The sequence below is a fragment of the Lysinibacillus sp. JNUCC-52 genome, from assembly GCF_015999545.1.
Taxonomy (GTDB): domain Bacteria; phylum Bacillota; class Bacilli; order Bacillales_A; family Planococcaceae; genus Lysinibacillus.
In genome coordinates this window covers 123,684-141,753 of record NZ_CP065546.1, presented here as the reverse complement: position 1 = coordinate 141,753, position 18,070 = coordinate 123,684, and the positions used below count along the sequence as shown (strand labels likewise).

Genomic DNA, 18,070 nt, shown 5'->3' with positions numbered 1-18,070 from the left:
TATACAGGAGTTAGAATTCTTTGTAAAGTCTTAATTTTCCCCCATTTCAAAAATAATTTGATTGTTGCCTTATAAAATTTATATAAACACCACTTCCAACAATTCAGTTATGGATTTCCCAAAACTCCCGTTTCAAAGCAAAATAAAAACACCCCGAAGGATGTTAATTACTTTTATTGCGATTTAGTTGTATTTCAATACCAGCTCGATCGATTTGTATCCAATATTCTGCTATTTTTTCATCTTCTATTCGATAAACTGCGCTTGCTATTTCTATAACTGGAAGACTTGTAGGCTGATATCCATCAACCTCTCCAACATGGGTACCAACTTGTTTCCATCGTACATATACTTTTTTATCTTGTACCATAAATTCTTGGATTTCTAACGAAAAATTGCCATACGCATCTACCATTTCTTTTACATGATCTGAATAATCTTTCGGCGTTCTTATAACCGTTATTTCTTCTTCAGAAATAACTTGGTGTGCCATTACTTTGTCTGCCATTAATTCAGTTGCATAATCAGGATTTTTCCCTGAACGTACTTCTTCAAAAAATTTCTTAACAATTTGTTCTGGTGTCATTTTAGTCCTCCGTTGTTAAATATGATAGCAAGGATTTTACAATCTCTACATACTTAATCTTAATGTATGAGTCAAAAGAATGGAATCTTCTTCTATAATTCACACGCTCAAAACAACACTAAACTCAACCTTCCTATCACAAAGTGTTTTGGATGTTTGATATAGTTTCTAAAGCATAAGAAAAGCCCCCATCCCTGCACTAGATTAAGGCCTTGCATTACTTCTATTAGTATATTGTGATAAAATAACGAGTAGGTTATCTTACTTCAAGTATGAGTTTTATAAAAAACGGTAAGCCATTTATCCTGAATCAAAAAAAGATTTTAATTGAAACATATACTGAAAATAAAAATACCCCTATATGGAACCAACCAGAAACTTTTCTCTCTCTTTGAAATTCTTTTATTCCAACAATACATATCAATAATCCTAAGAAGAATATCACTAGGAAACTCAACTGGTAATCACTCGTGATAATTGAGTAAGTCGAGAGTGATATTACTATGATTGAAAAAAGAATTTGTAATATCGTTAGCAAAATAACCATCACCTTTTAAATATTGTATTTTGATTATACAATACAAAAAGTAATATGTTCCATACATTTGTCTCTTATATTAGTTAAGCAAAAGAGGCCCTGTATAAAGGAGGATATTATATGACAGAAAAAGAATATTTAGAGTTCAAAAGCCATCTCGAGATGAATGATGAACTAAATTTTTATTATAAAGGTGAAGAACTTTGGATAAGTCATAGTCGTGGGAAATCCTATTTAACAATAGTTAAAGATCAATTTTCTCAAGAATTTAATGGATATGAAGAACTCCTTGAAAATGGAACAATAGAAGGTATGAAGATCTCTGAAATATATCCAGATTTAAAATGGTAGAATAGTTTTTTGAATGCTCATAAACAATATAAGAAACTAAATTCAGCGCTATAACCCTTCTATTACTTTAGTTAGTTTTTGAAGTGCGGATAAAAAGCTTGTTAACTCTTGGGGTGATAAAATCGCATAATATTTTTCGGAAACCTGCTGCATAAATCTATCCATTTCTTTTTTATAAAGCAGTCCTTTTTCGGCTAATTCAACAGAAAATGCACGCTTATCATCTACGTGTTGCTTTCTATAAATATAACCTTCCGCTTCAAGTTTTACTAACTGTTGGCTAATAGCGCTTTTGGTAATATTCATTTTTTCTGCTAACTCTGTAGGAGTGGATAAAGGATGGCGAATAATTAATGTTAATAACGAATATTGTTGATTATTTAATTGGAAATTTGTATAGGCTCGTTCTTTTGTTTCAAGTAACAGCCAAAGCTCTTCTAAAGTTTTATTTATTTCCTCAGGTAAGTTTTCATTATTCATCATTTTGTTGATCACCTCTTCTTCTCCAATTTTTAGGATTTAACTTACTTTTATATTTAGTCACCACTTCTTTCCCAACAAGCGCAATACCTAACAAACATAGTATTTCTCCCAAAACTATAAATAATGTTATAAAAGTTGCCTTTATATGAGTCGGAAATGGCGTAAATGGTACGATTGCAGCCGCTCCCCATAAGATAGGATAAAGGATTAGAAGCCCTATTCCAAGTTTAAATAGAAATGGTTTTTTTTTCTTAGCTTCATCTGTAATAATCTCTCTTTCCAATTTCAATCCCCCTAATTTAGTTAAGTTAACTAAATTATATACCAAATGATTTTTGATTACAAGAATTTAAAATACAATCACTCTTATAAAAACGTCTCATCAACAATCTAAAAGTGAATTGTGTCTAGAAATACAAAAACACGGGTAAAGAATACATAGTTGAAGAAACAAACAGGAGGTAATTTGAAATGAAGAATCAAGTTATTGGCGTATTCGATAATGAACAAAAAGCAGCTGAAGTAGTTAAAGATTTAAAAGAGAGCGGCTATACAACTGAGGAAATTTCAGTTATTGCTAAAAAAGCAAAAGAACTATCAGTAAACACACAGGAAGTTAAACCCTCCACTATGGATGGGGCCATTGCTGGAGCTGCGACTGGAGCTGCCATTGGCATAGCAGGCGTGATAGTAGGATTGTCCAGTATATTAATTCCAGGATTTGGTGCTGTATTGGCTGCAGGCCCTATCATTACAACAATTGGAGGAGCAGTCGTAGGGGCAAACTCTGGAGCTGGTGGCTTAAAGCATGCACTTATGGAAATTGGAGTCCCAGATGATGAAGCGGAACGCTATTCGAATGACGCTGAAGATGGTAAAATCCTAGTTTTACTTCATCACAACGCGTGAGGAAGAATTGAAAAGTCTCTACTTTCGCAATTAACATGCTGTGATTTAAGCTAAAATTCGCTAAATCACTTACTATAACTATAAAAAAAAAGTGAGTTTCTATGTTTGTATGGATTTTGTACAAACATAGGACTTTTTTTATTTGTCGCTTTTCATTTGGCGACATAAGATGTTCCTCAAATAGCACCCCATGTAGGAAGTCCAGTGCATGCCATCTCCATTTGTTCAGAGACAGATTTTACTTAAGTTTTGGCGCCATGTTTGTTATCATGTAGGTGCTCCTAATTTTAATATAATAAAACTACTAATTAATGATTTGGCAAATTTACTTCTATACCCCTCTGTACTTATATTATTTTGATGTACTATCATTTAAAAGAGGTGATATTTTGTCAGGCATATATAAATATCTTAAATACATATTTTTAATCATTTTTACTGTAAGATTAATTAGTTTCAGTCCAGACTATTTAGAACCATTACTTCTTTCTTTGTATCTTCTATTTGCAGGGTTAATAGCATTACTAGGAATACTTCAAGATTTTTTTAACCCCAGTAAAAAAACAGATATGCTATTGCGCATAGTCACCATCATTTTTGCTCTAGTATTATTGACTGCTTCATTAATATATAAATCCACTCCTTCAATTGTTTTTTCAATAGTAATGTTAATTGCATTTAGTTTCTCTTTATTTTTAGAAACGAAGCAAGAGGAATAATACCTTTTGCTTTCTACCCTTCTCCATTAAATTTCCTATAAGAAGAGAAAAACAAATATAAAAAGCCACTCAAGTGAATGGCCAATATGCTAATGTGGGGGAAATCACCACTTCTCATTGTTTTTATGATTTTTAAAATGAATGTACTCTGTATTTTTGACTCTCGTCCAACTACTAATAGCATTCAAAATAACGATGAAGATCACAAATAAAACTGAACCTACCATGAAATGACCTAAGAAAAAAGAAACAAATGCCACAACAAATAGTAATATTATTAAAATTATCGCTAATATTTGTAATTTTCCATTTTTCTTCTTTGCACTCATACACTCACCCTCCTCTTAAATGATTTCTGTGTCTTTTAACATATTGATATGGTTTATTTTAACATATATTAAAGTATTGCACAAAAATATCTTAATCAAAACTTATGTTAACTTGTTTTCTCCAAATCTCGTTGCACACGATGGTTGACTTTATATTTCACCAAGCCATTTTAGCTTGAAAGTACATTATAGTAATTTTCATTAATTTAGAAAAGATAAAATCAATTTGTAGCGTTTTAATTATTTTACTTTTTACTAAAAACATATGTTAAAGTTATTTAAATAATATTTCAAAAAGAAGGTCTTATTTATGTTAGAGAAACTAAATGGATTTCTCCAAAAATACATTGCTATTTTAACACCATTAAGTTTAGTTGTAGGTGTTTTATTAGAAAGCGTTGGTCACAGTCTATTATTCCTCGTATCTTGGCTATTTGCTTTTATGACATTCGTTGGAAGTTTAAACATGAAATTTAAAGATGTAAAAATTTTCACAAAACATCCAGCTCTCATCTTATTCTCCATTATCTTTCTTCACTTATTGATGCCTTTATGGGCTTATTTTTTATCGACAATCATTTTCGATGATCATTTATTAACTGTCGGCTTTGTATTATCGGTTGCAGTCCCTACAGGCGTAACAAGTGTTATTTGGATAAATATCTGTAAGGGAAACTTGCCGTTAGGCTTATCTATTATTTTAATTGATACCCTACTTTCTCCGTTTATCATGCCGTTCATGCTCTATATAGTTTCAGGTGAAAAAATTCAATTAGATGTTACTTCCCTTATACTTAATTTAATTTTGATGATTGTGTTGCCCACTATTCTAGGTATATTAGTGAACGAACTTTCCAAAGGAGAAATACCAAAGAAATTTGGGAAAAAACTTGCTCCTTTTTCAACACTGTCTTTATTTGCAGTGATAATGATTAATAGTAGCGCCATTTCTCCATATTTAACAAATTTCAACTTACATCTAATTTCAGTTTTACTTTTAGTCTTGGTAATTGCTGTCTCGGGCTATGTTTTTGCTTTAATAATTGGTCGATATATTATTAAAGACTATCCACAAATGACGACCTTAGTATTTACAGGCGGAATGAGAAATATTGCAATTGGTGTCATTGTTGCAACAACATATTTCCCAAGTAAAGTAGCAATGCCCGTTGTATTCGGAATGCTGTTTCAACAAGTTTTAGCGTCCTTATTTAGCAAAATTGTTACAAAACGTACAGTCACTTCTTCTAATAATTAACTTAAATAATAATTTGTTACCTACTACTTACAACATAAAATGAATACCAGTGTTTTGTACTGGTGTTCTTTTGTTTTAGTTACTGCCACTTTCTTTCAATAACGATGGTACTCACCATAATATCCGATACTTTTGTATGCTCAACCTTTCAGCACTTATAAAGCCTCTATGATCGGATATAATTCTTTTCCATACTCATGCAAAAGAAAAAGCATCCTCAAAAGAGGATACTTTTATGAAATTTACGAAACTTGTTTATGAAGTAACGGTAAGCTTATTAAAAGCATTACAATTCCTAACGCTAAAAAATATAAAGGCATTGCAAGGACTGTTCCATTATGGAAAAGGCTCATGCCAAAGATTGTCGCGCTGACGAGTAAATAATAGCCTAAGCTAAATAATGCACTAGCAGTACCGATAACGTCTTGAAAATCGATGAGCGCTAAGCTTAAACAGTTTGGTAAAGCGGTACCTGTACCAAATAGAATAATGAACACACTCATAATCATCGTGGGCATCTGTAATACAGTAGGTAAAAAATGGACTGCTGTAGCGCATAATGTACCGATGAACATTATAACTAAACCACGGACGATAATTTTCTCAGGTTTTGTGTGACTAACGAGTCGTTTAGATAGCATCGCCCCTGCAATAGAAGCGAGTGCAACGATAATGCCTAAATAACCATAGACCGCACTTGTTAGTGTAAAGTATTGCGTAAAAATAAAAGGTGCTTCGGTATAGTAGCTAAATAAAACACCATTAATACCGCCAATTAATACGCCGTAACGCCATAGACGCGGATTTGTAAGCATGCGTTTTACTATTGGTAATATTGGCTTCATCTCATATGTTGCAAGCGCTGTTTCTGGTAAGCGTAAAGACGCATAGCAAAATACAATAATGCTCATAGCGACTAACACTAAAAATACAGCTTTAAAGCCAAAATAATAATCAGTAAAACCTCCGATTAAGGGACCAAGTGCAGGTGTAAATGCAAGGGCTGCTGAAATTTGAGCAAACAATTTATGACGCACAACACCAGTAAAGCTTTCCCGTAAAATCGTTTGTGTCACGACAGAGCCAACACTTGCACCAAACGCTTGAATAAAGCGTGCGACTAATAAAACTGCCATTTCATTTGCTACTAAACAAAGTACATTACCAACAAAATATAAAAATAACCCATAAAGCATTGCCTTACGACGTCCGATTTTATCAGAAAGTCGTCCAAAGAAAAATACTCCGAAGGCAAAAGCGATAAAGTATACGCTCATAGTAAGCTGTGCTTCACTCATAGAAGTGTTCAATGCTTCTGCGATAGAAGGTAATGATGGGCTAAAAATAGTTTCACTAATTTGTGGAAAACCTACTAATACAATTAATAATAATAAGCTAGGTGTTTTGTTTCCGATGTTTTTCCTCAAAATAATCCTCTCCTAAATAATTATAGGTTTGAAAGAAAAACATCGTAGCTTGGGAAATGGTGGCTTCACGAGTTTAATTTGTTCTAAATCACTCATGAATTCACTTCCTTCCAAATTAAATATACGTAAAATTATACCATCCCCACGGTTAAATTGACGACAGGTTTTTTATAAGTTAAAAACTAAATCATTTTCTGCACGTAGTGCGTCAAAATAGATGTATTGGAGTAAAAAGCTAGATCTTCGCATTTTCTGTAAAAATAAAGGATTTACTTTGTTAATGAAGTGAATCCTAAAAGCAAAAAATCGATGACCTGTTAGCTTAAATGCTGTCATCATATCCATAGGCTTTAATATGAGCACCATTCCCTCCTACTAGCCAACTTTTACTAAATGCTAATGCCATCCTTTTTAACTGAATGGGGGTGCATTAAGCTCATTCCCTTCTGCTTTTTGATAAAACTCTATCTCATTGTCTTTAGCCTAGCCTCATTGCCATGATTCCTCTATGAAATGAGGATTTCAGTCTTTACTAACTCAATATGTAGTTGAACAAAAAGAAAAGAACGCCATAATGGACGTTCTCATTTTTTATTCAATAAAATTTATTATATATTGCCCTTTTGTCGACCCATCTTCAGACGTAATATCCAGCCATGATACATAGATATTTGAAATCGTATCTGATTCTGTATAGTCGAAATTATCATCACCGATATTTTTTCTAAATACATAGCTTTGAGCTGAACCATTGTAGGATTCAATTGCTGCTTTAATTTCACCTACTGTTGCTGTCGATTTAACTGTTATAAATCCAATTGTGTTGTCCAGTTGTACAATATTTGTGTCTTTTGTTTTTATTCTTACTTCCGCTAATGGTTCAAGTACATTTTGATTTACAACTGCATCTTTATAACCAATAGCTTGAAACTTGAAAATTAACGAGCCTGAAGGCAATCCTTTAGGAAGTGTGACCTTTCCTGGACTCACCCATGATAAGTCAAAATTTAGAGGATTAAATGTAACTCCACCGTCTGTACTGATTAAAATGGAATTTATTTTAGATTCCCAAGAAGTATTAGAAGAGAAGCTAATTTCGAGTATATTGTCCAAGTAGTTATTTGTAGTATCAGGTATTAAAATTGGTGCTTCTAACAAGCTATTCTCGTCTTATACCTCTATATTTAGGTTTTATAACGAGCCTTCACCGTACAGGCGACTTTCATCACATACGGCGATCCGTCAGTAATAATTTTTCTTATTTCCCCAAAAAAACTATAACTTTAGTCATAGGTTATTGTCACTATAATTAAATTTTTGTACATATTTATTTAGCTTGTTACACTTTCTTTCATCCAAGCATCCAACTGGTCGTTCTGCAAATGTAAGGGCTGTTCCAGACTTTTTTAAATAAGCCACTACTCATTAATTGACGTCTTCTAAAATAAATGCATATTTTTCAATATTTTCATCTGACTCAATTGTAATTCCAAATAAAGTAGCGGCATTATTCGCATGTTCGATATTGGTAAGTTTAGTCATATTATCAAAAATATCAGCGTTCATTTTAATTTTATTAATATGCTTGCCCTGCAAATTAAGATAGTCCATTCCTTCTCGAATTTCCGTTAATAAAGTGTCCAATCATTTTCCTCCTTACACATTTGTTAACCTCTAAATCATATCATGCCACTATCTATCGAAAAATATTGCAATACAATAAAAATAACAGTAATACGTCCATCTATTACTACCTGTCAGGCTAGCACTAACCACTATATTATGACGAAGCTTCTTTACTAGTCAGCGCCACAATATAGAATTTTATAATCAGCCTGTACAGTAAAGAAATTATAAAAGCGAAAAAAGGACATGCTTTACTGGCATGCCTTTAAAATTTTCAATATTCATAAAGTGATGTCAGCCATAAAACAGCTATTCATGGCGTTGTAAGTAAGGCTTAAAACTTTAAATACCAAAACACAGCCTTTTCATTCGCATATTTTGAGTTTGCATAAAGCATATTGTCGACTGAACCTATGGTGAATCCATTTTTAGAATAAAAATGACAAGCAAGCAAATTAACATCTTGTGTTTCAAGCATAAAACCTTTCATTTCCTTTTCTAAAGCCCACCCTTTAGCTCTTTTTAAGAGTGCAGTACCTATGCCATTACAACGTTGGCAGCGATGTTATTTTCGAGTTTTCCATTCATTACTTATAGGATTTCCTCAGCCAACTCTAAAATAATTCCCTCTGGACCTCGAACGTAGCATAATTTATAGCGATCTTCATATTGCTGTATTTCACTAAAAATTTCCGTACCTTTCCCTTTTAGTTTGGCAACAATAGCTTCCATATTTTCAACTGTAAATGCAAGGTGTCGGATACCGAGTGTATTTGCAAAAGTTTGATGAAGATCTTTTTCATCTAATGGTGAATAAAATTTGATGAGTTCTATCCATGTTGGACCGTCTGGAGTTCCCAATCCTACACACCCAACTTTAGCGTCTTTAAGTCCAACTGCATATCCCATCAAATCTCCTTCCGCTTCCCATTCCCCTTTTACTTCAAGTCCAAAATCGTGGAAAAACACTTTAGCGGCAGAAAGATCGTTTACGACAATAGCCACATGATCTATCCTTCTGATTTTCAACTTTCATTCCTCCTCAGTTGTTTTTTCAACGTAATGTATACAATTTCCAGTATTGTCAAAGCGATAAATAGTAAATCTATAATATACTAACCATAACAAATAAAAAAAGTATCACCATAAAAAATTTTTTAGATGTTTTTGAAGTTTTTATTATGTTATTATTTACATAAATTACATATTAAAGTGCTTGAGTGGACTAAATTCGGTAAGTACATCAATTTCGCTTTCTACGGGGTATTTTCCTTTTTTACCTCCATTTGGCATTATGTTAATAATGGAACTTGGATTTGTTAGAAAGAAAACCTATTGTATGAGATTTTCTAATTAGCTAAAGTGTTATTATCGCTTATTATCAATCCCATTATTTGGAGGTGCGTTGTATTGACTAATAAGAATAGAACGATTCTTAGTTTAGTAAGTAGTTTAGCATTATTTACTTTAGGAGCCTATAGAATCTTTACAAACAACTTAGAAGAAATGTCCATATTAGTAGCTTATATTTTCTTGATTGGCGGTTTTATCACAATTTTATCGAGTGTTGTCATGTTGTCTAAGAAGAAACAAACTTAATGTTTCTTTTTTAATGATACTAATCAAGTTATTAAATATGCTTCACTTGTAACTACCAGATTTATTTTTAAAGTAAGTAGATATATTGCTTTCAATTGACCCTTTCTAACCATATAATTAACAAACTAAAAGGAGGGAAAGAATGAAACATAATCCTTTACATCAATGGCAAAAAGAACATAATATGCTAATCAAAGATTTCCATAAGAAACACGCTTTAGAATTAGAAAATGGCGTAAATGGAGACGGGTTATTAGCTAGGTGGGAACGTTTTGTATACAGCAAAGGGAAAGCTTTTTTAAAAGCTGTCAAATAATGTTAACTAGCTGTCTTTCTAAGGCAGCTCTTTTTAATGTGTAAACCCATTATCTAATATTGATTTCACAGCCCACCATCTCCTCGATTATCCGAAAATACTTGCATGCTATGAAAGATGTAGATTGACATTCCATCTCATCACTTAAAGCGTGTTGTAGTAGAAAAAAGAAAAAGACACTCCTCTAAGGAATGTCCCCCAATTTTTATCTATACATATCTAACTGATTTAACAAATATCTTTCTACTTCATTTATTGAAAGGACCACTTCTTTATGAAGTGTATCTTCTATGCTATCTTCAGTAATAAATACTAAATACTTGTTTACATCTACAAAAAATTTTTCAAACTCTTTTAAAAATGCCTCAATTTTATGATCACCAGGTGTTACAGATAAGTAGATTGTTTTAAATAAATTAAAGTCACTATACGCATTACTTAAAAAATAGATGGCCAGCGTTTTATCGTTATTTACATTTGATTTTACAAAAGATAAGTTTTGCTTTAATTTATTCAAAGCATTTATAAGATTAGTAGTTTGTTTAAACATATTCGCTGTATTACTATACATCTAATATCCCCTCCAACTTTAATAATAAAAAGAAAACTATAAAAATGGAATGTTTTTTTCAAACTTTTTCTCTTAAATTTTGCTTATTATATGCCTGAAAAGTCCTGAAAGAGTCCCCACACAGTAACAAGTACTTCTACATAACAGGTTTGTTCATTTTATACAAAAAAGCCCTTACAACGAGCTGTGAAGGACCTAAAAGAAATTTTTCAAATTACAAATGCTGTAGCACAAAGTTATATTTTTTGTTTATCTTGCTTGCAATGGTTTCTAGGAATAATTCAACCGTCATATTTTCCACTTCTCTTGTATACCATGCTAGTTTAGCACCGTAATTTTTCTTATTATAATTTACTTCTAATGGCCAAAAGTTTTTTGTAGCGTAAGTATAATCAAACTTAACAAAAAGTTCCTTCCCATCTGGACATTCCATAACAACATTATAAATAGGATTTTTTCTTTCTTTTTCAAACTTAACTTTTCTAATTTTGGTTAACAATAGTATCCCTCCATTTATGTACTAATTCGACAAGAAGAGCAGAACTCCTCTAAATTCAGACAAGTATATAATATTAGTCAACATTTACATATAACCAATGTTATTTTATTAACTTACAAAACTGTGTATGATATTATAAAATTAGTTATTTTTTAGGTAACAAAAGGAGAATGATAATGATTCATAAAAAAGGTAGAAGAGTTATTTTACGAACAGCTACAATGGAGGATTTAGAAGCAATTTATTATTGGAAATATGTAGATAAAGGACAGTCCGCTAAAAAATGGAATGGACCTTATATTCCAGAAAAACAAATGACCAAAAATGAGTTTTTAAAGGAATGGGCCAATGATGAACAATTGTTTGAAGGTGTTCCAAGTACATTAGTCATGGCAGTAAATGACCAATTTATTGGAGTAGTTGGTGCTTATTGGATTGACAAAAATACAAATTGGCTTGAAACAGGGATTGTTACATATAATTCGGAATACTGGAATGGTGGTTACGGTTCAGAGGCTTATAGCTTATGGATCGATTATCTTTTTGAAAAAACTACTCTTCATCGCCTAGGTATGTCTACTTGGTCTGGCAATGAAAGAATGATGCGAGTAGCTGAAAAATTGGGGATGCAATTAGAGGCAAAAATAAGAGATGCACGAATAGTTGATGGAAAATACTATGATGCAATTAAAATGGGCATTTTACGTAGTGAGTGGGAATTACAGAAGGTGAATCACCATTAAAATATTAAAAGTTATTTATTTCACATAAACATACTTATTAACTAGACCTGCACCCCAATGGACATTACCTATTGGCGTACAGGTCACTATAAGTAGTTTCCGCGACCACAACTCAATAATACCTCATATCCCCACTAGTCCTTATAAACGCTACTATAAGTCTTTTACATAAAAATTTATGTTGCATTATTCCATACATATTGCAGTGCTAAGATTTTTTTAGATCATACCTACGAGAATAGTTTCTCTAAATTTAAGAGCCTCTTTATACTTTTTTATTTTTCAAAGGCAATTAACTATAAAATCTAATGGTATGCTGCATATAAATAATAGTGTTAAGCTAAATAGTTTAACTTCCTCCTGATTTGTTTCTTAGGGTCGCCACTATCCCAGGGTGACCCTTAAATAGTTTCTTTCCAAGTGGCTCCTTATAAGCACATGATTAAATAAAGTGTTGTAAAATAGTCCCTTTACCATTATTCGTTTGCACTTCTGCAAATGCTCCGTTTATTAGTGTAATTTGGGGCGGTAAGTGACCACAATCAATGTCGTATATAATCGGCATTTCAAGTTCCTTCGAAAGCTCCCTATAGACATCCTCGACGGTATAATTTTCAACAGAGATTTCAGCATTATTTCTACCGAACATAATGCCTGAACAATTTGTAAACCATCCAGCTAATCTCATTTGAACAAGTGTCCTACGTAAATCGGTAGTAGATAAATCACAGTTCTCAAAAAACCAAATTATAGATTCACCTTTAATAAACGTCTTATTAAAGGTGTGGATATTACCAAATTCTGTTCCAATTAGATGCCTTATCGTATCAATACATCCTCCAAGTAAACGCCCCTGTATTTTAGCACCCTTCTCTTGCGTAGTTTTCCAGTATGTTTTTTCTGTAAAATGAAAAACATATGGACTAGGTTTGTCAAAATCCCACTCTTTTTGATATTGATCTGAAGAATGTTGGAGGATTGATTCACCTTTTTTTAATGATAAAACCGACTGCCACATCGCTGTCGTGACATCAACATATTCTCCTCTTAAATCTATTAAATTCGTTCCATGAGCCGTAGCTATACCTGTTTTTAACGTTATAGCTAATAATAAAAGACTAATATCTGAATAGCCTAATACCCATTTAGTCGGGATAGTTTCAAAGTTTATAAATTCAAGTGTTTCAATAAGTAATTCACCACCCCATGGTGGAATAATAATTTGGATTTCATCATTAGTCATCATGTAATTAAACTCTTCAGCACGCTTTTTAGCTGAAGCAGACTTTGCTTTATCTTGAGTCCAAGCTGTTTCTCCACAAAAAACTTTATATCCTTCCTTTTCCAACCGAGTGCAAGCACTTTTTAATAAGTCATGCAGTTCACTTGGTATTCCCGATGACGGTGCTGTAACACCAATTGTTGCCCCATCTTCTAAAAATGGATATTTAATCATACGTATCCCCCTCGTTTTATAATCACTTTAGTGAATGTTATAGCTCTAGTTAATCTTATGGATAATTCAAAGCTTTCAAATGCATGCATTCTATTGAATAATTGCATCACCTAGCTATGTAAGGTCACCGAAAAGAAGATAAAATATGTTTTATTTACGATAAGCTCTTCTCTCTGCATATTCAACACATAAAAAGCACACTTTGATTTTTTGGCTTCTCTCATTTTTATAATTTCGTAAATCGGCTGCTTCACGCTTACAAAAATAGCATATTTTGTTAGAAACTTTTGGTGTAGTATTTATAAAGCTGTCCTTAATTTTTGCTAATAATGATTTCATTAGATCACCTCGTTATCTATTTCCATTTTCGTAAAAATATACTTCAATACTATATTCTTTTAAACCATGGATAAATAGTTGTTATTCAAAATATTTTTCTACATCTTCCTTGTATACATAATTGGATACATTCAGACTTACAAGTAATAATTTATCTTTTTGATCTACCCCCATGCTATAAACCCCATATTTTTCATGTGCTGTTTCATAAATTTCTTCTTTTTTAAAAAATCGCTCTACTTTTTGGGGAGAATCATCAACTGATTCAATTATTGTATCTTTAAAATGATGTACAGATAGAACTATTAGTAAAAGAATGATTATTGAAAAAGTTTTCTTCAAGTTGTAGCCTCATGAAAATGATTTAACATAATTTTTTGTTTTTCTCGGCTTTATTTCTTCAAGTTGTTAATCAATTTATTATTCCTTTATTTTGTCACGCTTGGTATCTTTAAACTATACAACTTTGAAGGGACTGAACTATGCGCAGATGGCAATATTTTTTATCTCATTGATTAAAAATATTGGAGGTATACGTGTTGATAAAAGAACTAAATACTCAAAGACTTCATTTAAGAAGAATGGACATTTCAGACTCACATAGCTTGTTTAAAATTTGGTCTGATCCTGATGTAACAAAATATATGAACATTTCTAGCTTTACACATGAAGCGCAAGCAAAAGAAATGATTGAACTACTTGAAGAATTGGCCCAGGCAAATGAGGCAATTCGCTTTAGCATGATTGAAAGAAAATCTAACGAAATAATTGGAACATGTGGATTCAATTTTATAGACTTTGAAAATGGCAAGGCAGAAATTGGTTATGATCTGGCAAAAGCCTATTGGGGCATGGGGTTCGCTCCAGAGGCTATAATGGCACTCCTAGATTACGCTTTCAACACTTTACAATTAAATAAAATTGAAGCAAAAGTGGAGCCTGCAAATGTAAATTCTATTAAAGTGTTACAAAAACTTAATTTCATGTTCGAAGGTCAACATCGACAATACGAAGAACCTAATGAGCGTTTCATAAATATTAATATGTATTCATTGTTAAAAATGGATTAATTTTAATCTTCGCCTATATCTGTAACATGATATAGGCATTCTTTTTTGTTTAAGATTATTCCCCCTACTGTTATTGTATTTAATGGTAATTATATCAAAAAATAAGATTAAAAGAAGCAACAAAACGGCTTCCTCATCATTTAAATCAATATTTTATATATAATGGGATGCCATGCTCAACTTAAGCAAGCTCAATTTATTGTTTACCTCATATACTATTAATTCTAGTACATAAATTTTCTTGAATCTACAAATAACAAGAGCAAAAGCTGAAAGGAATTTGTATTATGAGAAAAAAAATAATCATCTCATTACTATTAATGTCTTGCTTCGTCATTAGTTATGCTTTTGCTCAATCCGATACAGAATATTTCCCACAAGATCAACCACCAAGTGTAATTGAATTAGCATTTTTACGTGAATTAGGTCAATCCATTCTTGAAACAATGTCTTCTTACGGAGATAATCAGTTATTTACCTCTGGAAGAATCGAAAAAATTGAAAGAAATAGACAGAATGACTTTTATGATGTTTCTTTAAGGGTTATTACTTTTGAAGGTGCACACAATCCACCTTACAAACTAATTAACATTACTTTTCGAATACCTTCTAGTGAAGCTTCAACTATATATAAAGTGATTTCAAATAAAGCAGTTATATCGTATAAAGTAAAAAATATTACGCCAGAACAATTTGAGAAGTTATCTAAATTCACTAATTAACTTTGAGCACTAGCGGTTAATGAACTGATAAAGTCTTGCAAAGAATTATGATATGACAGCGTCTAATTAGATGCATTAAAATTGATGAGAAAAGTGAAAAAATTTAGTTGCGCCGTTAAGAAGCCATTAACAGCACAAAACTCCAGTGTGATCTGGAGTTTTGTTCATTTTATATTTACTGTTTTTCTGCTTGTTGTTCATTCTTTTCATTCGCATTTTTAACTTGTTCTTTTGTAAGATCATTATCTTCACGTACATCTAAATCATCAGGGCTTAAATCATTTCCAAATTCTTCTCGTTCTACAGCCTTTTTGTTTTGTTTATTCTTCGTCATAATAATCACCTCCAGTAATACACTTTCCTTTTTTTAAATATCTATACTTTCAACTTAAATATCAATATTATGTAGTAAATTTAAGCTTGCTTCCTCTTCAGTCTATATGTGATTCACTGTACCATTTCAAACAATCACTGCTATTGCCTATGATTAATGACATTCACTATGATGCTGAAATGTTCCTACTCGGTTATGAATCAATCTGTGATGCTAATGAAATGAATATATATTGGAATGAGTTAACAAAAGCAAATCTTGCTGTAAAATCCACCTTATTTGAAAAAGCTATCGAATGCTTTAAGGTTGAAAATAAAATAGAGCCAAATGAAAATGAATTATTTCTCTTAAAGGCATTTGTAAATGACCAGATAATTCAAACCATTTTATTTTGATTGCCCCATCTATTCTCAAAACAATTTGACTTCAATCTATAAAAAAACGCCTTTTGCAAGGACATCAGGCTGCTCGATGTTATAGCCAGATGTCTAAAAGGCGTTTTATTTTTTATAAACTTTTCACTTGTATTAGGCTCGATGCAAATAAATATTATTAGCCATTTTTCTAACGCGTATATTATTTCCACCAATTTTCATTCTATTAAAATAGTCTGGACTTTCCTTCGAAATTATAATTCGTCCAAGCTCATCCTCATAAGTATTCCATCCAAAAATTAAAAACGTTATATTAACATGTATTAAATTCGACTTAATATATAAATACCCAATCAAAAGAAACAATATTCCATTTGTAACCAATGTACTTTTTTCATTTATATCGATTGCCAATAAAGGCACAATATACGTTACTAAATAACTTAATATTTCTTCATTTTTTCGTGTTACACGTTCACTATCGATTGTGCTATTTAATTCACATTTATTTATATACCAAATAGGTAAAAATGAAACAATAAATAATACGATTAAAATTATATACACTGTAACGGTTACTTTATCTTCAAAAATTGAATGTATGTTAAATTTTTCATAGGGGTATAGGGATATTGCTACAATTAAATATAATGGCGAGTAGGACGATATGAATAAAAATAATTTAAAAAGATTTGTCAACTTTCTTCCACCCTTTCTTTATAAATTACCTTAAGTCATCTCTTCCTCTTTCACCTGTTAATACCGTTTTATAATAAGCATCGTTTAGTAATTTGACTATATCATTTAATTGTTTTTTATCCGTATATTTTATTTTCGTTTTTTCTTCATTTAACTCAATATTTAAATCAAACTCCATAATAATTTCTTCTACTTTATCAAAATTGTCAACAAACCTAGTCATTCTCTCAGGCCTTGTCATTAATCTTGAAACCCTCTTTACAATATTTCCATCCTCAATACTATCATTTTTAAACTGTTCAAACCCTTCCAACTTATTTGTTTCTTCAAAGACCGTTAATACAGAATTCGTATTCTGAACATACTTTGTTTTCAAATCAAAAATTCTTTGCATAGCGACATTATTAATTACAAGTACTTCGTCTTCAAAAATAAGTAAATCAAACCCTGGTTCAATTCCTATAAATGAGTCTGATACTTTTCTAAAAGTAGCATCTGCTATTGTTCCCCAAAGTCCTTTAGTAAACTTCTTTAGTTGAGGTATACGATTTAAAAAATAAGCGAATTTCCCCGATTCTATTTCAATTTTAATACAGTATAAATCTTTTTGCGTATCTTCACTCAACGTTTCTCCAGGTTCTTGTAAGCTTTCGAATAAATTATCATATGTAACCCCTATATAGGATGACATACAGTATTCAACAACTCCATTTGATCGACCATTTTCATTAAACTCAACTTGCTCTTTACCCACTAATTTATGAATAGTTGGATGAATAATATTTACAATATCGATTTGCAAAGACCGACTTAAAGATGGCTTAAATGAAAAATAATCTAAATGTTCATGTGTTTTAATCTTTTCAATTAGAAACAAACTTACTTCAAGTGTACCACTTAATAAGTGTTCTGAAATCTTGCTGTTAATAAATTCGATATCCAATATTAATCCCCCTAACTATCTGAATCAATTTATTAATAAAATCATACAATATTTGGTTTTTTTAGTAAAACAGTATACCCAAAGAAATTTGTTTATTTATTTGGAACGGTTAAAGCTTATATATGATACTTTTACCTTTCTCAATTAAAAATAGGCTCGGATAGTTTTACATAGTGTAA

The 18,070-nt window shown here is 31.6% G+C and carries 26 protein-coding genes and 1 pseudogene; 9 read left to right on the top strand and 18 right to left on the bottom strand.

Features of this window, described 5'->3' with window-relative positions:
* Positions 1-163: 163 nt before the first annotated feature.
* Together JNUCC52_RS00805 and JNUCC52_RS00800 are read right to left on the bottom strand one after the other, a co-directional pair.
* Positions 164-586, bottom strand: coding sequence for an ester cyclase (locus JNUCC52_RS00805; RefSeq protein WP_337981034.1), 423 nt, complete (start codon positions 584-586; stop codon positions 164-166).
* Positions 587-896: 310 nt separating this feature from the next.
* Positions 897-1,133: a DUF3953 domain-containing protein gene (locus tag JNUCC52_RS00800; RefSeq protein WP_172771961.1), complete on the bottom strand. Its 237-nt coding sequence runs from the start codon at positions 1,131-1,133 to the stop codon at positions 897-899.
* A gap of 111 nt (positions 1,134-1,244) precedes the next feature.
* On the opposite strand from JNUCC52_RS00800, the gene JNUCC52_RS00795 reads away from it, so the two are divergent.
* Positions 1,245-1,475, top strand: coding sequence for a hypothetical protein (locus JNUCC52_RS00795; protein WP_172771789.1), 231 nt, complete (start codon positions 1,245-1,247; stop codon positions 1,473-1,475).
* A gap of 48 nt (positions 1,476-1,523) precedes the next feature.
* Here the strand turns inward: JNUCC52_RS00795 and JNUCC52_RS00790 are convergent, their stop codons facing one another.
* Positions 1,524-1,955 carry a MarR family winged helix-turn-helix transcriptional regulator gene (locus JNUCC52_RS00790; protein ID WP_172771962.1) on the bottom strand — a complete coding sequence of 144 codons (432 nt, stop codon included), beginning with the start codon at positions 1,953-1,955 and terminating at the stop codon, positions 1,524-1,526.
* On the bottom strand, positions 1,948-2,241 hold the full coding sequence (locus JNUCC52_RS00785; RefSeq protein WP_172771790.1) for a transporter suffix domain-containing protein: 294 nt from the start codon (positions 2,239-2,241) through the stop codon (positions 1,948-1,950). The genes JNUCC52_RS00790 and JNUCC52_RS00785 overlap by 8 nt, the downstream gene beginning before the upstream one ends.
* Positions 2,242-2,429: 188 nt before the next feature.
* Here JNUCC52_RS00785 and JNUCC52_RS00780 point away from each other — a divergent pair, with 188 nt between their 5' ends.
* Both JNUCC52_RS00780 and JNUCC52_RS00775 read left to right on the top strand, forming a co-directional pair.
* Positions 2,430-2,867, top strand: coding sequence for a general stress protein (locus JNUCC52_RS00780; RefSeq protein WP_172771791.1), 438 nt, complete (start codon positions 2,430-2,432; stop codon positions 2,865-2,867).
* 389 nt (positions 2,868-3,256) lie between these two features.
* Positions 3,257-3,586, top strand: coding sequence for a hypothetical protein (locus tag JNUCC52_RS00775; protein ID WP_217270088.1), 330 nt, complete (start codon positions 3,257-3,259; stop codon positions 3,584-3,586).
* Positions 3,587-3,690: 104 nt separating this feature from the next.
* Here the strand turns inward: JNUCC52_RS00775 and JNUCC52_RS00770 are convergent, their stop codons facing one another.
* Positions 3,691-3,915: a hypothetical protein gene (locus tag JNUCC52_RS00770; RefSeq protein ID WP_172771792.1), complete on the bottom strand. Its 225-nt coding sequence runs from the start codon at positions 3,913-3,915 to the stop codon at positions 3,691-3,693.
* Between the two features lie 310 nt (positions 3,916-4,225).
* Here JNUCC52_RS00770 and JNUCC52_RS00765 point away from each other — a divergent pair, with 310 nt between their 5' ends.
* Positions 4,226-5,173, top strand: coding sequence for a bile acid:sodium symporter family protein (locus JNUCC52_RS00765; protein ID WP_337981033.1), 948 nt, complete (start codon positions 4,226-4,228; stop codon positions 5,171-5,173).
* Between the two features lie 242 nt (positions 5,174-5,415).
* Here JNUCC52_RS00765 and JNUCC52_RS00760 read toward each other — a convergent pair whose 3' ends face one another.
* The 5 genes and pseudogenes from JNUCC52_RS00760 to JNUCC52_RS00740 all read right to left on the bottom strand — a co-directional run bounded on the left by JNUCC52_RS00760 (position 5,416) and on the right by JNUCC52_RS00740 (position 9,255).
* The gene (locus JNUCC52_RS00760) at positions 5,416-6,600 is read right to left on the bottom strand and encodes a multidrug effflux MFS transporter (RefSeq protein ID WP_337981032.1); all 1,185 of its coding nucleotides are present in this window, start codon (positions 6,598-6,600) and stop codon (positions 5,416-5,418) included.
* Between the two features lie 591 nt (positions 6,601-7,191).
* Positions 7,192-7,758, bottom strand: coding sequence for a hemoblobin-interacting domain-containing protein (locus JNUCC52_RS00755; protein WP_337981031.1), 567 nt, complete (start codon positions 7,756-7,758; stop codon positions 7,192-7,194).
* Between the two features lie 267 nt (positions 7,759-8,025).
* Positions 8,026-8,244 carry a lactate dehydrogenase gene (locus JNUCC52_RS00750; RefSeq protein ID WP_337981030.1) on the bottom strand — a complete coding sequence of 73 codons (219 nt, stop codon included), beginning with the start codon at positions 8,242-8,244 and terminating at the stop codon, positions 8,026-8,028.
* 316 nt (positions 8,245-8,560) lie between these two features.
* Positions 8,561-8,779, bottom strand: a pseudogene (locus JNUCC52_RS00745) (GNAT family N-acetyltransferase); the annotation flags it as partial.
* Between the two features lie 38 nt (positions 8,780-8,817).
* Positions 8,818-9,255, bottom strand: coding sequence for a VOC family protein (locus tag JNUCC52_RS00740; RefSeq protein ID WP_337981029.1), 438 nt, complete (start codon positions 9,253-9,255; stop codon positions 8,818-8,820).
* A gap of 381 nt (positions 9,256-9,636) precedes the next feature.
* On the opposite strand from JNUCC52_RS00740, the gene JNUCC52_RS00735 reads away from it, so the two are divergent.
* Entirely contained in the window at positions 9,637-9,825 is a 189-nt protein-coding gene (locus JNUCC52_RS00735) for a hypothetical protein (RefSeq protein ID WP_172771798.1), read from the top strand.
* 142 nt (positions 9,826-9,967) lie between these two features.
* On the top strand, positions 9,968-10,141 hold the full coding sequence (locus JNUCC52_RS00730) for a hypothetical protein (protein ID WP_337981028.1): 174 nt from the start codon (positions 9,968-9,970) through the stop codon (positions 10,139-10,141).
* A 205-nt stretch (positions 10,142-10,346) separates the two neighbouring features.
* On the opposite strand, the gene JNUCC52_RS00725 is transcribed toward JNUCC52_RS00730, so the two are convergent.
* Both JNUCC52_RS00725 and JNUCC52_RS00720 read right to left on the bottom strand, forming a co-directional pair.
* Entirely contained in the window at positions 10,347-10,712 is a 366-nt protein-coding gene (locus tag JNUCC52_RS00725; RefSeq protein WP_172771800.1) for a hypothetical protein, read from the bottom strand.
* Positions 10,713-10,926: 214 nt separating this feature from the next.
* Positions 10,927-11,211: a hypothetical protein gene (locus tag JNUCC52_RS00720; RefSeq protein WP_337981027.1), complete on the bottom strand. Its 285-nt coding sequence runs from the start codon at positions 11,209-11,211 to the stop codon at positions 10,927-10,929.
* A 176-nt stretch (positions 11,212-11,387) separates the two neighbouring features.
* Between JNUCC52_RS00720 and JNUCC52_RS00715 the strand changes: the two genes are divergently transcribed.
* Positions 11,388-11,954, top strand: a complete 567-nt coding sequence (locus tag JNUCC52_RS00715; RefSeq protein WP_337981026.1) for a GNAT family N-acetyltransferase — start codon at positions 11,388-11,390, stop codon at positions 11,952-11,954.
* Between the two features lie 442 nt (positions 11,955-12,396).
* Here JNUCC52_RS00715 and JNUCC52_RS00710 read toward each other — a convergent pair whose 3' ends face one another.
* The 3 genes from JNUCC52_RS00710 to JNUCC52_RS00700 all read right to left on the bottom strand — a co-directional run bounded on the left by JNUCC52_RS00710 (position 12,397) and on the right by JNUCC52_RS00700 (position 14,091).
* A complete protein-coding gene (locus JNUCC52_RS00710; protein WP_337981025.1) occupies positions 12,397-13,410 on the bottom strand; it encodes a S66 family peptidase in 1,014 nt (337 codons plus the stop codon).
* A gap of 150 nt (positions 13,411-13,560) precedes the next feature.
* Positions 13,561-13,749 (bottom strand): hypothetical protein, encoded by a 189-nt coding sequence (locus JNUCC52_RS00705; RefSeq protein WP_337981024.1) that lies wholly within the window; start codon positions 13,747-13,749, stop codon positions 13,561-13,563.
* A gap of 81 nt (positions 13,750-13,830) precedes the next feature.
* A complete protein-coding gene (locus tag JNUCC52_RS00700) occupies positions 13,831-14,091 on the bottom strand; it encodes a hypothetical protein (protein WP_337981023.1) in 261 nt (86 codons plus the stop codon).
* A gap of 197 nt (positions 14,092-14,288) precedes the next feature.
* On the opposite strand from JNUCC52_RS00700, the gene JNUCC52_RS00695 reads away from it, so the two are divergent.
* Positions 14,289-14,819: a GNAT family N-acetyltransferase gene (locus JNUCC52_RS00695; RefSeq protein ID WP_337981022.1), complete on the top strand. Its 531-nt coding sequence runs from the start codon at positions 14,289-14,291 to the stop codon at positions 14,817-14,819.
* 287 nt (positions 14,820-15,106) lie between these two features.
* Entirely contained in the window at positions 15,107-15,541 is a 435-nt protein-coding gene (locus tag JNUCC52_RS00690) for a hypothetical protein (RefSeq protein ID WP_172771805.1), read from the top strand.
* A gap of 175 nt (positions 15,542-15,716) precedes the next feature.
* On the opposite strand, the gene JNUCC52_RS00685 is transcribed toward JNUCC52_RS00690, so the two are convergent.
* The 3 genes from JNUCC52_RS00685 to JNUCC52_RS00675 form a co-directional block, all read right to left on the bottom strand.
* Complete coding sequence (locus JNUCC52_RS00685) at positions 15,717-15,875, bottom strand: hypothetical protein (RefSeq protein ID WP_172771806.1); 159 nt, start codon at positions 15,873-15,875, stop codon at positions 15,717-15,719.
* A 527-nt stretch (positions 15,876-16,402) separates the two neighbouring features.
* Positions 16,403-16,948, bottom strand: coding sequence for a KwaA family protein (locus tag JNUCC52_RS00680; protein ID WP_337981021.1), 546 nt, complete (start codon positions 16,946-16,948; stop codon positions 16,403-16,405).
* Positions 16,949-16,973: 25 nt separating this feature from the next.
* Positions 16,974-17,891 carry a DUF4868 domain-containing protein gene (locus JNUCC52_RS00675; protein ID WP_337981020.1) on the bottom strand — a complete coding sequence of 306 codons (918 nt, stop codon included), beginning with the start codon at positions 17,889-17,891 and terminating at the stop codon, positions 16,974-16,976.
* Positions 17,892-18,070 lie beyond the last annotated feature (179 nt).